This window comes from Brevundimonas sp. (assembly GCF_013912065.1).
GTDB lineage: Bacteria > Pseudomonadota > Alphaproteobacteria > Caulobacterales > Caulobacteraceae > Brevundimonas.
This window is the reverse complement of the sequence record NZ_JACESA010000006.1, coordinates 191,616-205,302: the sequence shown is the minus strand read 5'-3', so window position 1 is coordinate 205,302 and position 13,687 is coordinate 191,616. Positions and strand designations below refer to the sequence as shown.

Genomic DNA, 13,687 nt, shown 5'->3' with positions numbered 1-13,687 from the left:
TCGGCGCCGCGCGCCCGGCGCACCAGTTCGACGTGGTTCACATAGGCCGAGCCGTCGGCCCACTGATAGGCGCGGGGCAGGGGCGAGGCGGGGCGACAGTCGACCGGCTCGGCCTCGCAGACCAGGCTGTCGGCGGCGATGACGACGCTGCTGGACATGATGGTGACGTGCGCGGGTTGGGGCCGGGGCGTTGGCTTGCCGTCGGCGTGGGCGCGGGGATGCTCGTGCCCATGTCCATGCGGCGACGTCGGGTGCGGGTCCTTCGGCTTCACCGGCTCCTTGATACGGCCCTTCAAGGCCTGGTCGATGGTCTTCAAGGGCTTGGCCGGACCGTCCGCCAGCATCACCACGGCGCCCAGGCAGTCGTCGATCACGGCCCGCAGCGCCTTGGTCTGGCCCGGAAGGGCGTCGCTGTTGGCCTTCATCGCAGCCTGACAGGCGCGGTCGATGGCGCGCCAGATCGATTCGGAGGCGTCCGGCAGGGCGGCCGCGCCGCCCTTGCCCGCGCGCCAGGCCCCCATCATCAGCGCCAGGATCAGGGCCGCCAGCAGCAGGAGCAGCAGCGGGTGGACGCCCAGAAACAGTGTGGGATCAACGGGCTCCAGCCCCGCCGCATCGGCGGGCGGAAAGTCCTGCGGATAGTTGGAGACGCTCACCGACATGCCGCACCCTGCCTGACCCGTTGTCCGCTGCCGGCATCATGCCGCAGCCGCGAAGCTGGGCCAAGTGAAAGGTTAACGCGGTTCGGTGAGCAGGGCTTTCGCCTCGGCCCCGGCGCGGGCCGCCGGGTCGCGCACCTCGACCTCGACCACCACCCCGCCCGCGGGTTCAACCGCCCACAGATAGCGGCGCTCGACCTCGACCTCGCGGCCGGACGGGGCGAAGCCGACAAAGCTGTCGCCCCAGGGGGTGATCTTCTTCAGCTCGACGAAAGGCATGGCGCAGGCGGCGTCCAGCTCTTCTTGCGCCATCACAGTCAGTTCGTCGTCGGTCGGGGTCATTGGGGCAGTCTGAAAAAAAGAGGGTCTGAATAGTCTGAATAGTCTGAAAACCGCCGCTCAGGGTTCATCGGCGTAGATGGCGACCTGCGCCGGAGCGGCGCTGGAGACCGCCCCCCGATACATGCCCGAGGTGTTCATGGCGAAGGCCGGGGTTCCAGTCAGGCCCATGACGATGACCCCGCCGTCGCCGCCGATGGAGCCGACGTCGGCGATCTCGGCGTCGGCCGCCGCCTGGACGGTCGCGCCGTCGGCGGTGCGGCGGCAGATGTCGCGGGCCACGGTGGAGCGGATGAAATATTCGCCGGACCCGGTGGCGGAGACCGCGCAGCCGTCCCGGTTGGAGGCGTAGGTGCCCGCGCCGATGATCGGGACGTCGCCGACCCGGCCCCAGCGTTTGGCGGTCATTCCGCCGGTCGAGGTGGCGGCGGCGAGGCGGCCCTGACTGTCCAGGGCCACGGCGCCGACGGTGCCGAACTTCTTCTCGTTCAGGGGCGGAGCGACGGCGGCTTGGGCTCCGGGTGCGGGCGCGCCGGCTCGGCGCTCGGGAAGGGGCAGGCCGGCCTCGGTCAAGGCCTTGATCAGGCCCTGCCAGCGGCGTTCGGTGAAGAAGAAGGCGGGATCGACCTGTTCCAGGCCGGCCTGGGCGGCGAAGGCGTCGGCGCCCGGTCCGATCAGCATGACGTGCGGCGACTGTTCCATCACGGCGCGGGCAGCGGCGATCGGGTGACGGGTGGTGGTCAGGCCGGCGACGGCGCCGGCGGTCAGGTCGGGGCCGTTCATGACGGCGGCGTCCAATTCGTTGCGGCCCGCGGCGGTGAAGACCGCGCCGCGCCCGGCGTTGAACAGGGGATCGTCCTCCATCACCTGGACGGCGGCCTGGACGGCGTCGAGGGCCGCGCCGCCGCTTTCCAGCACCGCCGCGCCGGCGGCCAGGGCCCGGTTCAGGCTGGCGCGATAGGCGGCGTCCTGTTCCGGCGTCAGGCCGGCCCGCTCGATCACGCCGGCGCCGCCGTGGATGGCCAGGGACCAGCGGGGGGCGTCGGTCGTGGTCGGGGCCGGGGTCCGGGGCTGAGTCTGGGCCGGGGTTTGGGCCAAGGCGGGGGATGCGGCCAGAAGGGCCAGGGCCGTCAGAGCGGACAGGGCCGCATGCCGGACTGATTTTTTCGAGTGCAGATTAGTGCGTTTTTCGGGTGGGGCGGATGCGGTCGGACCCTGGAGGGCTGGGACTGTGCTGAAGAAAGACAGTGCGGTCCGTGCAGTTCGCGTCATGGCAGGCTCCCCATTGAGGCGGTCATTGTAGCCCGGCCTCAGGGCGTGTCAGGTCGATTGCTCCGAAAATCTGAAAAAGACTGTATTTTCAGTGGCGGGGCGACCGGAATTGGGAGGGGAGCGGGCAGGGAACGGGGGCGCCCCTCAGCCCCGATGATGCAGCCGTTTCCACACCCGATAGGCGACGATGGGGGCGAAGCCGCAGACGAGGGCGGCGAGCAGCACGGTCCAGAAACCGCCGCCCAGCCAATATTCCCCCGCCGCAGCTCCGGCGCCGGCCGCAAGGACCGGGCCGAGCCAGGGCAGCCAGGTCGGCGGCCGCATCCGCATTCAGGCGTCGACCTTGATGACGCCGCGACGGATCTGGTCCAGTTCGATCGAGTCGAACAGGGCCTGGAAATTGCCGTTGCCGAAACCCTCGTTGCCCTTGCGCTGGATGATCTCGAAGAAGATCGGGCCGAACGTATCCTGGGTGAAGATCTGCAGCAGCAGGCCCTCCTCGTCCGAACCGTCGATCAGGATGCGGTTCTTGCGCATCCGCTCCACATCCTCGCCGTGGTTGGGCAGGCGTTTGTCGATCAGTTCGAAATAGGTCTCGATCGTGTCCTGGAAATCCACGCCGCGCGCCCGCATGGCCTCGACCGTCTCGAAGATGTTCTCGGTCGTCAGGGCGATGTGCTGGATGCCTTCGCCGTTGTAGCGACGGATGAATTCCTCGATCTGGGAGTTCTCGTCCTGGCTCTCGTTCAGCGGAATGCGGATGGCGCGGTCGGGGGCGATCATGGCCTGGGAGAAGAGGCCGGTCGCCTTGCCCTTGATGTCGAAATACTTCTGCTCCTCGAAGTTGAACACCGAGCCGTAGAAGCCCGACCAGGTGCGCATCTGGCCGCGACGGACATTGTGGGTCAGGTGGTCCAGAACCTCGAGGCCGACATTGTTCTTGCGCTCGGCCTCTTCCCAGCCCTCGACCTCGTCCCAGGCGTCGTACAGGGAGCCGGCGTCGCCGTACTGGTCGATCACATAAAGCAGCGAACCGCCGATGCCCTGGAGGATATAGGGATGATCGCCCAGGGCTCCGCCGTTCGCATCGGTCGCCGCGACGGCGCCGCGCGCCAGGGCGCCCTCATAGGCGGCCTTGGCGTCGGTGGTGCGGAAGGCCATGCCGTTGGCCGAGGGGCCGTGATCGGCGGCGAAGGCCTGGGCCTGGCCGTTCGGCGTGCGATGGACCAGGAAGGAGATGTCGCCCTGTTTCAGGCGGACGACGTCGGTCTTGGGGTTCACGTGGGTCTGGGTGAAGCCCATCAGTTCGAGGCGCGAAATCATCGCCTTGGGTTCAGGGCCGGTGAATTCGACGAATTCGAATCCGTCGACGCCGAGGGGGTTCTCCAGGTCGATCTGTTCCGCAGTGACCTGGTCGGGGGTTTGGTTAGAGGCCTGGTTCTGGGCTGAGGTCATGTCGTTCATGGCGCGTCTCCCGCGTAGCTTCTGAGGCGGGCTTAACCGAAAGGGGCCGCCGATTGGCGCGGAACCTAGTCGCGGACGGCCGGATCGCCAAGGCGGACCCACAGGGTCGTGATGGCGCCTAGCCCGGCAGCAGCCGTGTCGCCCATTCGGCGCCCAGCAGAAGGCCGGTCGCCACTGCGCCGAGGATCGCCACCCAGGCTGTCGTCACCGCCACGCCGCCGATGACGAACAGACCGTCACGCTGAATCAGACCGACCGCCAGAAGAGCCAGGGCCACCGAGGGGATGGTGTTGGTCAGGGGCAGGACGATGGTCAGGGTGGCCAGGATCATGAAGACCGCCGCCAGCTTCTCGCCCGGTCCGTCGGCGAAGCGACGCAGGCGGGGGCGGGACAGCCGGTCGATCCAGCCCAGTTTCGTCTCGGCGAAATCGGCCATGGCCTTCAGCCAGGATCCCTTGGCGCGCAGGTTCAGCAGCCAGCGCGGCAGCCAGGGCTCCTGGCGTCCAACCAGCATCTGGGCGGCCAGCAGGATGATGGCGATTCCGACCACCTGGGGCACGCCGTAAAGGCCCGGCACCAGGCACGGAATGGACAGCAGCAGGATCAGCAGGCCATAGGCCCGCTCGTCCAGCCGGTCGCGGATCTCGTCCAGGGTCAGGCCGGCCTCGCCCCCGTCGTCCGACAGACGGCGCAGCAGGCGGGTGATGTTCTGGCTGACGTCGTCCTGGTGCGAATCTGGGGCGGACATGGGCGCTTTAGGTCTAAGGGGAGGGAAGGGCCGAAAAGCCTTAGCATGCTCCGCGCCACGGCGAAGCCGAAACCGTCCATCGACGGCGACGCTGGAGCGGGGTAGATATTCGGACGATGAGAGACATCTATCGCCTGTTGACCCGTTGGTGGACCGCCTTCGCCCTGGCCGCGTCGGTGGTCATGCTGGCCGCGGCCCATGGGTTCGAGCGGTTCGCGGGCCTGGCGCCCTGCAACCTGTGTCTCAAACAGCGCGAGGTCTATTGGGGCGCGGTCGCCGTGGCCCTGGTGGCGACGGCCTGGACGATCCTGAGCGGAAGCCGGCGCGGCACGCCCCGGATCGCGTCCTTCCTGCTGGCGGCCGTCTTCGCCACCGGCGCGATCACCGCCGTCTTCCACATGGGCGGCGAGTATAAGTGGTGGAGCCTGCCGGCGACCTGCGCGGGCGGCGGCGACATCGACCTGGAAAGCCTGACCGCCCTGGCCCTGGGCACGGGACCGGTCCAGCGGGTGGCCATGTGCGATTCCGTGGCCTGGAGCTGGCTGGGCCTGTCGATGGCCGGCTGGAACGCCCTGATTTCGCTGGCGTTGGCCACATTCAGCCTGCTGGCGGCCAAACGCCCCAAGGACGCCCGCGCCCCCCGGATCGAAAAGGCCTGAGCCTCATGCCTGAGACCACCAGCGACATTCCTCGGGACCGCCCCCCTCTGCCTCGGCCGGGCCGGGGCGCCGACAAGGCGCGGATGGACGAGATCCTGCGCGTCGATCACGCCGGCGAATATGCGGCGGTCCTGATCTATCGCGCCCAGAAGGCCGTGTTCGAAGGCCGCAAGGCGCACGGCGACATGGTGCGCGACCTGGGCGAGATGCAGGACCAGGAGGCGGTCCATCTGGCGCGGTTCGACCGGCTGCTGAACGAACGGCGGGTTCGGCCCACGGTCATGACGCCCCTGTGGCGGATCGCGGCCTCGGCCCTGGGCGCCGGCACGGCCCTGATGGGCGAAAAGGCGGCCCACGCCTGCACCGAGGCGGTCGAGAGCGTGATCGAGAAACACTATGCCGACCAGATCGCCGAAATCGGCGACCGCGACCCGGCCCTGGCGGCCGAGCTGAAACAGTTCCGCGACGAGGAACTGGCCCACCACGACCACGCGATCGAACACGGCAGCCGCGAGGCGCCCGCCTATCGCCTGCTGTCGGGCGTGATCAAGGCCGGGTGCCGGGTGGCGATCAAGGTCAGCGAGAAGGTCTAGGTCATCTTCTCCCCACATCGTGGGGAGGGGACCGCGAAGCCGCGCCGCGCCACCTCCCCGTCGCTGCGCGACAGGGAGGAGACGGGAGCCTCAGAAGATCTCGAACAATCCCGCCGCGCCCATGCCGCCGCCGATGCACATGGTGACGACGCCGTATTTGGCCCCGCGCCGCTTGCCCTCGATCAGGACGTGGCCGGTCATCCGGGCGCCCGACATGCCGTAGGGGTGGCCGATGGAGATGGCGCCGCCCGAGACGTTCAGAAGTTCGTCGGGAATGCCCAGGGTGTCGCGGCAATAGAGGACCTGGACGGCGAAGGCCTCGTTCAGCTCCCAGATGCCGATGTCGTCCACCGTCAGGCCGTGGCGTTTCAGCAGTTTGGGCACGGCGTAGACCGGGCCGATGCCCATTTCGTCGGGCTCCACACCCGCGACGGCCATGCCGCGATAGGCGCCGAGCGGCTGAAGATTGCGTTTCACCGCCTCGCCGGCCTCCATGATGACGCAGGCGGAGGCGCCGTCCGACAGCTGCGACGCATTGCCGGCGGTGATGAACTCGCCCTGCTGGATCTCCTCGCCGCTGCCGAACACCGGCTTCAGCGACTTCAGGCCTTCCAGGGTGGTGTCGGGCCGGTTGCCCTCGTCCTTGGACAGGGTCACTTCCTTCGATGAGGTTTCGCCGGTCGCCTTGTCCGTGACCAGCATGGTGGTGGTCATCGGCACGATCTCTGCGTCCAGCCGGCCCTCGGCCTGGGCCTTGGCCGTGCGCTGCTGGGACTGGAGGGCGTATTCGTCCTGGCGGTCGCGGTCGATATTATAGCGCCGGGCCACGACCTCGGCCGTCTCCAACATCGACATATACATATGGGGCGCCAGTTTCAGCAGGGCCTCGTCCTTGCCGCGGTACAGGTTCATATGCTGGTTCTGGACCAGGGAGATGCTCTCCAGCCCGCCGCCGACCGCCATCTTCTGCTGATCGAACATCACCTGTTTGGCGGCCGTGGCGATCCCCATCAGGCCCGAGGCGCACTGGCGGTCCAGGCTCATGCCCGGAACCGAAGACGGCAATCCCGCGGCCAGGGCGACCTGGCGCGCCACATTGGTCCCGGTCGAGCCCTGCTGCAGGGCCGCGCCCATGATCACGTCCTCGATCTCGGCCGGATCGACTCCGGCGCGCTGAACCGCGTGTTTCACCGCATGGGCGCCCAGCTGCTGGGCCTGGGTGTCGTTGAAGGCGCCGCGATAGGCCCGCCCGATGGGGGTCCGGGCGGTGGAGACGATGACGGCTTCGCGCATGGGATTTCTCCTGGGGTCCGTCGCCCTGGGGGGCGATCGACTGTTTCTCGTTGCCCGAAGTTAGGCGCCTCACGTCGGGTCAACGCAAGGGCGGAGATGAACCCCGATCCCTCGACCTATCGGTCGCGCTCTCGTTATTGTGTTGAAACGGCGCCACAGTCGCCACATTCGTTGGACTGGGTGTGGAACCACGTCCGAGCCGTGCCGTTCGGCTCGGGAACGTCGGGCGACAGCTCGGCTTCGGGCATTTTTACAGAATGAGGAAGCTATGAAGCTCAAACTTCTCGCCTCCGTCGCCGTAGCGGGGCTGTTCGCAGCCGGCGCGGCCTCGGCAGAACCGAACGGCTGGTACGGCGCGATCGACGCCGGCTACCACGTGATCGACGACATCAACGCCGAGTCGTCGACCACGGGCGCGAACTGGAACTATGAAGTGAACGACGGCTGGGCGGCCTTCGCCCGTCTCGGCTATCGCTTCAACCCCAACTGGCGCGTGGAACTCGAAGGCGGCTACCGCTCGGGCGACATCGGCAAGATCCGCGCCGTGTCGGGCACCCAGGGCCTGTGCAACGTCACTCCGGCGACCGGCGGCTGCTTCTCCCCGGAAGGCGACATCGAATCCACCACCCTGATGGCGAACGTCATCTATGACTTCGGTTACGAAGCCTGGGGCGTGCGTCCGTTCGTCGGCCTCGGCGCCGGCGTGAACCGCGTCAACACCGAGACTGTCGGCAATCTGCGCGCCAACCGCGGCGCCGCCTTCGCCATCGACGACAGCTCGACCGAGTTCGCCGCTCAGGCGATCGCCGGTCTGGCCTGGGCCATCGGCGACCGCACCAACATCGACCTGACCTACCGCTACCTGACGGGCGACGCCTCCTGGGAGTCTTCCACGGTCGGCACCGGCGCCGGCGCCGGTGCCGACCGTGGTCGACTCCCAGGAGGCGTCGCCCGTCAGGTAGCGGTAGGTCAGGTCGATGTTGGTGCGGTCGCCGATGGCCCAGGCCAGACCGGCGATCGCCTGAGCGGCGAACTCGGTCGAGCTGTCGTCGATGGCGAAGGCGGCGCCGCGGTTGGCGCGCAGATAGCCGACGGTCTCGGTGTTGACGCGGTTCACGCCGGCGCCGAGGCCGACGAACGGACGCACGCCCCAGGCTTCGTAACCGAAGTCATAGATGACGTTGGCCATCAGGGTGGTGGATTCGATGTCGCCTTCCGGGGAGAAGCAGCCGCCGGTCGCCGGAGTGACGTTGCACAGGCCCTGGGTGCCCGACACGGCGCGGATCTTGCCGATGTCGCCCGAGCGGTAGCCGCCTTCGAGTTCCACGCGCCAGTTGGGGTTGAAGCGATAGCCGAGACGGGCGAAGGCCGCCCAGCCGTCGTTCACTTCATAGTTCCAGTTCGCGCCCGTGGTCGACGACTCGGCGTTGATGTCGTCGATCACGTGGTAGCCGGCGTCGATCGCGCCGTACCAGCCGTTGGGCTCGGCCGACGCGGAGCCAGCCGACAGGGCCAGGGCGGCCGCTGCGCTGGAGGCCAGCACGAAAGTCTTCATATGCATAGGGGTTAGCCTCCGCCTGTTGTATCTAGGGCGGGTCTACCGCCTGGGCGTGTCTTATCAGCGTTGCCGTGGAAGGTCGAGGCGAAAACTGGGCGGTGGAGGGCGTGGAAATTCGCACCGTGCTATTGATGCTACAGGTGAAATTAGCAAAATAATCCCGGGCTGGACGATCTTTCGCCGTTTTGTGACCCAATCTGTCCTCGCGCCTCACATACCATCAATCATCGAGTATCAGGCGACCACCTGCATTCCCAGCCACTCGGCGACGAGGGCAGGCTTGTCCTCGCCTTCGATCTCCACCGTCAACTCGTGCTTCAACAACCAGCGGCCGGCTCCCTTGTCCTCGGCCGACAACAGGCGAAACCGTCCCCTCAGCCGCGACCCGGCCAAGACGGGCGCCAGAAACCGGAGTTTGTCGAAGCCGTAGTTGATACCCATCTTCAACCCGTCCAGAGGCTGAACGGCGTCGTAGCTCATCGCCGAAGCGAGGCTGAGGGTAAGAAAGCCGTGGGCGATGGTCCCGCCGAACGGCGTAGCCTGGGCGGCCACGGGATCCACATGGATGAACTGCCGGTCTTCGGTGCAGTCGGCGAAGGCGTCTATTCGCGCCTGGTCGACCTCGAACCATCGGGAAACCCCGACCTCACGACCGATCAGTTCCTGAAGCTCACCTGGTTTCGTCATCGCCGTCCCTTTTTTCGCTCTTGTTTCCCGAAAGGTGACCGAGACGCGAGCCGATGGGAAGGGATCAACCCTTGAAACGACCCTCAATGATTTCGGCGTAGAGGCCCGGGTCGATATTGCCGCCGGACAGGACAAGGCCTGTGATGCGGCCTTCCGCCGCAATCTTGCCGGCCAGCAGAGCCGCCAGGGACACCGTCCCGCCCGGCTCGACCACCAGCTTCAGATGGCGGAAGGCGAAACGCACCGCCTCGGCGACCTCTGTGTCGGACACCGTGACCGCCCCCGCCAACCGCTGGTTGATCGGCCAGGTCAGCACGCCCGGCATGGGCGCCATCAGGGCGTCGCAGATCGAGGGCGGTCCCTCCGGATGCCCGACCCGCATCCCGGCCGCTAGCGACCGCGCCGTATCGTCATAGGCTTCCGGCTCGACCACCAGGACGCGGGTCTCGGGGCTGCGCGCGGCCATGACCAGATTGATCCCGGCCATCAGCCCCCCGCCGGAAGCGCCGCACAGCAGCTGGTCCATCGGCGCGTCTGACTGGTCCAGCATCTCCAGAGCCGTCGTGCCCTGGCCCTCGATGATGAAGGGGTCGTCGAACGGCGGCACCAGGACCGAGCCGCGCTCGCCGGCGATGGCCGCGCCGATCGCCTCGCGGCTTTCGGTCCAGCGGTCATAGAGACGGACCTCGCCGCCGAAGCCGATCACGCCTTCGACCTTCACCTGGGGCGAATCCGACGGCATGACGATCACGGCCGCCGTCCCCACAAGGGCCGCCGCCGCCGCTACGCCCTGGGCATGATTGCCCGACGAGAAGGCGACGACGCCACGCGCTCTTTCCTCGGGGCTTAGACGGCTGATGCGGTTATAGGCGCCCCGGAACTTGAAGGCGCCGGCGCGCTGCAGGTTCTCCGCCTTCATCAGCACCCGACCGCCGACCACCGCGTTCAGAGCGGGACTTTCGATCAGGGGAGTGCGGACGGCGACGCCGTCGATCTGGCGGGCGGCGTCCAGAACGCCTTCATAGCTGGGCAGGTGCGTCGTCATATGCTCCCCTTAGCCCAACCACCGAGCGCCGCGTAAGGCGCCGACAAGGAGAGAAACCGCTTGAGCCTGATCCTCGCCATCGACCAGGGCACGACCTCGACCCGCGCCATCGCCTTCGAGGTGCGGGACCGGGATCTTCGTCCGGTCGCCGTCAGCCAGATCGAACTGGCCCAGTATTTTCCCCGCTCCGGCTGGGTCGAGCATGATGCGGCAGAGATATGGTCCGCCGTGCTCCAGACCTGCCGCGAAGTGGTGCGCAAGGCGGGCGGGGTCGATCGTTTCGCCGCCGTCGGCATCACCAACCAGCGCGAGACGGCCGTTCTCTGGGACGTTCAGACCGGCGAACCCCTGCACCGCGCCGTCGTCTGGCAGGATCGCCGTACCGCCGACGTCACCGCCCGCCTGACCGCCGAGGGCTGCGAGCCGTCGGTCCAGGCGTCGACCGGCCTGATCCTCGATCCCTATTTCTCCGCGACGAAATTCGCCTGGCTGCTGGACGCCGTGCCGGGATCACGCCAGCGGGCGGCCCAGGGCGAGGTCAAGCTGGGCACGATCGACGCCTGGCTGATCTGGAAACTGACCGGCGGCCGCGTTCACGCCACCGACGCCGCCAACGCTGCGCGGACCGCCCTGATGGATCTGAAGACGGTCGAATGGCGCGACGACCTGTGCGTCCTGTTCGACGTGCCTCGCGTCGCCCTGCCCGACATCGTCGCCTGCGCCGGCGTCGTCGCCGAGACCGAGCCGGGCCTGTTCGGGCGGCCCCTGCCCATCGCCGGATCCGCCGGGGACCAGCAGGCGGCCCTGGTCGGCCACGGCGCATTGCGGCCCGGCGACGCCAAGATCACCTATGGCACCGGCGCCTTTCTGGTCGCCAATGTGGGGTCTGAGCCGGTGGCCTCGCGCCGCCGTCTGCTCAGCACCCTGGCCTATCAGGCGCAGGACCGGACGGCCTATGCGCTGGAAGGTTCGATCTTCTCGGCCGGTTCGGCGATCCAGTGGCTGCGCGACGGGGTCGGGCTGATCTCGGAATCGCGCCAGTCGGAGGCCATGGCCCAGGGCCTGTCCGACAACGGCGGGGTCTATATGGTTCCGGGCTTCACCGGCCTGGGCGCGCCGTGGTGGGAGCCGGAGGCGCGGGGAACAGTCGTAGGCCTGACGCGGGATTCGGGTCCCGCCCATTTCGTCCGCGCCGCCCTGGAGGCCCTGGCCTATCAGACCCGCGACCTGCTGGACGCTCTGGCCGAGGACGGGGCTCCGCCGCTGAAGACGCTGAAGGTCGATGGCGGCGTAACCGCCAACAGTTTCGCCATGCAGTTCGTCGCCGACATCTGCGAGGTCGAGGTCGAACGGCCCGCCTTCCAGGAGATGACAGCCCTCGGCGCAGCCCGGCTCGCAGCCCTGGGAGTCGGCCTGCTGTCCGATCTCGAGGCGCGACCCGCCGAGGCGCCGGCCCGCTGGACCCCACGCATGTCGGCGGACGAACGGGAAAGACTGGTTTCCGGCTGGCGTCGCGCGGTGAAGGCCGCCATCATCGCGGCCCCGGATCGCGCGCAAGACGTGGCCGCTCAGGAAACGCCAGGACATCAAGCCGAATGACCGCCACAGCCCTCGACGCCCAATCCGCCTTTTCCGGCACCCGCGAGGTCGATCCCCGCTACAGGCTGGACGAGGCCGCGCTCGACGCCTGGATGGCGGCCCATGTCGCGGGCTACGCCGGCCCCCTGACCGTGCGCCAGTTCAAGGGCGGCCAGTCGAACCCGACCTATGAGCTGACCACGCCGGGCGCGGCCTATGTGCTGCGTCGCAAGCCGCCGGGCCTTCTGCTGCCCAGCGCCCATGCGGTGGACCGCGAATTCCAAGTCATATCCGCCCTCGCCGCCCAGGGCTTCCCGGTCGCCACGCCCCATGCCCTGTGCACGGACGAGACGGTAATCGGCTCGATCTTCTATGTCATGGACAAGGTAGAGGGCCGGATTTTCTGGGATTTGAAACTGCCGGGCCTGACCCCCGCCGAACGCCGGGCGATCTACGAGGCCCAGACCGATACCCTGGCGCGTCTGCACGCCTTCGACCCCGACGCCATCGGCCTGTCGGACTATGGCAAGGCGGGCAATTATTTCGCCCGCCAGGTCGGGCGCTGGACCAAACAATATCGCGCCTCGGAGATCGAACCGATCCCGGCCATGGACCGGCTGATCGCCTTCCTGCCCGACAGCCTGCCGCCCGAGGGGCCCAGCCGCATCGTCCACGGCGACTTCCGCCTCGACAACATGATCCTGGCGCCCGATGCGGCCGAGGTCCGCGCCGTGCTGGACTGGGAGTTGTCGACCCTGGGCGATCCAATGGCCGACTTCTCCTATCTGTTGATCGCCTGGGCCATTCCCGCCTCGCTCCGCAACGGCCTGGCCGGCGCCGATCTGGAGGCCCTGGGCATTCCGTCGGTCGAGGAGACGGTCGAACGCTACGCCGCCGCCACCGGCCTGCGCCCCGTCAACCTGGACTGGCTCTACGCCTATAATCTGTTCCGTCTGGCGGCCATCTGCCAGGGCATAGCCGGCCGCGTGCGCGACGGCACGGCCGCCAGCGCCCACGCCATAACCATGGCCGCCCAGGTCGCCCCCCTCAGCGACGCCGCCTGGGGGTTCGCCAGGAAGGCGGGGGCGTGACGCGGCTCATCTCGGGGTGGACGCTAGACGCCCTGCCACTCCAGCCTGCCCGGAAGGCGGTCCCGGGCGTAGTCGACCTGTAGGACTCGACGGCGCGACGGCGTGGTGGCGACCCCTGACGCGTGCAGGATAGGAGTGGCGTAAAGCCAGATGTCTCCAGCGTCGGCGAGACAGGCCCGCACGCCCCTTCGACGAACGACGGCGTCGACGTCGCCGACCGCCACTCGACCTTCAGCATGCGATCCGGGGGCGACCAGAAGCGGGGAATTATCAGCCGACACATCGTCGAGGTGAACCCGAAGCGTCGCCATTCTCGCGAGAATGTCGAACGGCGGCGCGACATGTTGCATCCCGGCCTTCATAGTCCACGGACCAAAGCCGTCCGTCTCGACCCGCTGCTTGACGCAAATGGTTCGGTCCTGATGCCAGCCCAGAGACCAATTGGACTCAGCTGTCTTGTCGAAGAGAATCGCTCTTACCGGCCGGCTCTCGGCTCCAAGCATCGTCGCGGCGACCGATCCGATCTGACCCTCTGCAGCCAGAAATGCGTTGATTGGGTCGAGACCGTGAAAACGCACGCCCGCGTGCCCGGACGGCAGACCCGCTAGGGCGGATCGCAAAGCGTCGAGGCAATCAGCCACTGCGCCGCGAAAACGTTGCGCGCCGTCTCGCGTGAAGCTGAGCCCATCGGCGTCCATGGC

13 protein-coding genes and 3 pseudogenes are annotated in these 13,687 nt (G+C 67.9%); 5 read left to right on the top strand and 11 right to left on the bottom strand.

Going from position 1 to position 13,687, the window contains the following annotated elements:
• The 6 genes and pseudogenes from H2037_RS07480 to H2037_RS07455 form a co-directional block, all read right to left on the bottom strand.
• Window positions 1-86 (bottom strand): annotated as a pseudogene (locus H2037_RS07480) (hypothetical protein); the annotation flags it as partial.
• 648 nt (window positions 87-734) lie between these two features.
• Window positions 735-1,001 carry a hypothetical protein gene (locus H2037_RS07475; RefSeq protein WP_292119765.1) on the bottom strand — a complete coding sequence of 89 codons (267 nt, stop codon included), beginning with the start codon at window positions 999-1,001 and terminating at the stop codon, window positions 735-737.
• 57 nt (window positions 1,002-1,058) lie between these two features.
• The gene (locus H2037_RS07470) at window positions 1,059-2,096 is read right to left on the bottom strand and encodes an isoaspartyl peptidase/L-asparaginase (protein ID WP_292119762.1); all 1,038 of its coding nucleotides are present in this window, start codon (window positions 2,094-2,096) and stop codon (window positions 1,059-1,061) included.
• Window positions 2,097-2,414: 318 nt separating this feature from the next.
• Window positions 2,415-2,600, bottom strand: a complete 186-nt coding sequence (locus H2037_RS07465) for a hypothetical protein (protein WP_292119758.1) — start codon at window positions 2,598-2,600, stop codon at window positions 2,415-2,417.
• The gene (gene hppD / locus H2037_RS07460; RefSeq protein WP_292119786.1) at window positions 2,601-3,725 is read right to left on the bottom strand and encodes a 4-hydroxyphenylpyruvate dioxygenase; all 1,125 of its coding nucleotides are present in this window, start codon (window positions 3,723-3,725) and stop codon (window positions 2,601-2,603) included.
• A 127-nt stretch (window positions 3,726-3,852) separates the two neighbouring features.
• Complete coding sequence (locus tag H2037_RS07455; protein ID WP_292119755.1) at window positions 3,853-4,482, bottom strand: exopolysaccharide biosynthesis protein; 630 nt, start codon at window positions 4,480-4,482, stop codon at window positions 3,853-3,855.
• 116 nt (window positions 4,483-4,598) lie between these two features.
• Here H2037_RS07455 and H2037_RS07450 point away from each other — a divergent pair, with 116 nt between their 5' ends.
• A complete protein-coding gene (locus H2037_RS07450; RefSeq protein WP_292119753.1) occupies window positions 4,599-5,141 on the top strand; it encodes a disulfide bond formation protein B in 543 nt (180 codons plus the stop codon).
• A 5-nt stretch (window positions 5,142-5,146) separates the two neighbouring features.
• Window positions 5,147-5,734 carry a demethoxyubiquinone hydroxylase family protein gene (locus tag H2037_RS07445; RefSeq protein WP_292119750.1) on the top strand — a complete coding sequence of 196 codons (588 nt, stop codon included), beginning with the start codon at window positions 5,147-5,149 and terminating at the stop codon, window positions 5,732-5,734.
• Between the two features lie 90 nt (window positions 5,735-5,824).
• Here the strand turns inward: H2037_RS07445 and H2037_RS07440 are convergent, their stop codons facing one another.
• Window positions 5,825-7,027, bottom strand: coding sequence for an acetyl-CoA C-acyltransferase (locus H2037_RS07440; protein ID WP_292119747.1), 1,203 nt, complete (start codon window positions 7,025-7,027; stop codon window positions 5,825-5,827).
• 268 nt (window positions 7,028-7,295) lie between these two features.
• Here H2037_RS07440 and H2037_RS07435 point away from each other — a divergent pair.
• A pseudogene (locus tag H2037_RS07435) lies at window positions 7,296-7,838 on the top strand (outer membrane beta-barrel protein); the annotation flags it as partial.
• A gap of 150 nt (window positions 7,839-7,988) precedes the next feature.
• Here H2037_RS07435 and H2037_RS07430 read toward each other — a convergent pair.
• The 3 genes and pseudogenes from H2037_RS07430 to H2037_RS07420 form a co-directional block, all read right to left on the bottom strand.
• Window positions 7,989-8,582: pseudogene (locus H2037_RS07430) on the bottom strand (outer membrane beta-barrel protein); the annotation flags it as partial.
• Window positions 8,583-8,819: 237 nt separating this feature from the next.
• Window positions 8,820-9,272, bottom strand: coding sequence for a MaoC family dehydratase (locus H2037_RS07425; protein WP_292119744.1), 453 nt, complete (start codon window positions 9,270-9,272; stop codon window positions 8,820-8,822).
• Window positions 9,273-9,336: 64 nt separating this feature from the next.
• Window positions 9,337-10,317 (bottom strand): threonine/serine dehydratase, encoded by a 981-nt coding sequence (locus H2037_RS07420; protein ID WP_292119741.1) that lies wholly within the window; start codon window positions 10,315-10,317, stop codon window positions 9,337-9,339.
• A gap of 66 nt (window positions 10,318-10,383) precedes the next feature.
• Between H2037_RS07420 and glpK the strand changes: the two genes are divergently transcribed.
• Both glpK and H2037_RS07410 read left to right on the top strand, forming a co-directional pair.
• A complete protein-coding gene (gene glpK, locus H2037_RS07415; RefSeq protein ID WP_292119784.1) occupies window positions 10,384-11,916 on the top strand; it encodes a glycerol kinase GlpK in 1,533 nt (510 codons plus the stop codon).
• Window positions 11,913-12,986: a phosphotransferase family protein gene (locus H2037_RS07410; protein WP_292119738.1), complete on the top strand. Its 1,074-nt coding sequence runs from the start codon at window positions 11,913-11,915 to the stop codon at window positions 12,984-12,986. Before glpK ends, H2037_RS07410 begins: the two co-directional genes overlap by 4 nt.
• Window positions 12,987-13,009: 23 nt before the next feature.
• Here H2037_RS07410 and H2037_RS07405 read toward each other — a convergent pair whose 3' ends face one another.
• Window positions 13,010-13,684, bottom strand: coding sequence for a phytanoyl-CoA dioxygenase family protein (locus H2037_RS07405; RefSeq protein WP_292119735.1), 675 nt, complete (start codon window positions 13,682-13,684; stop codon window positions 13,010-13,012).
• Window positions 13,685-13,687: the final 3 nt, after the last annotated feature.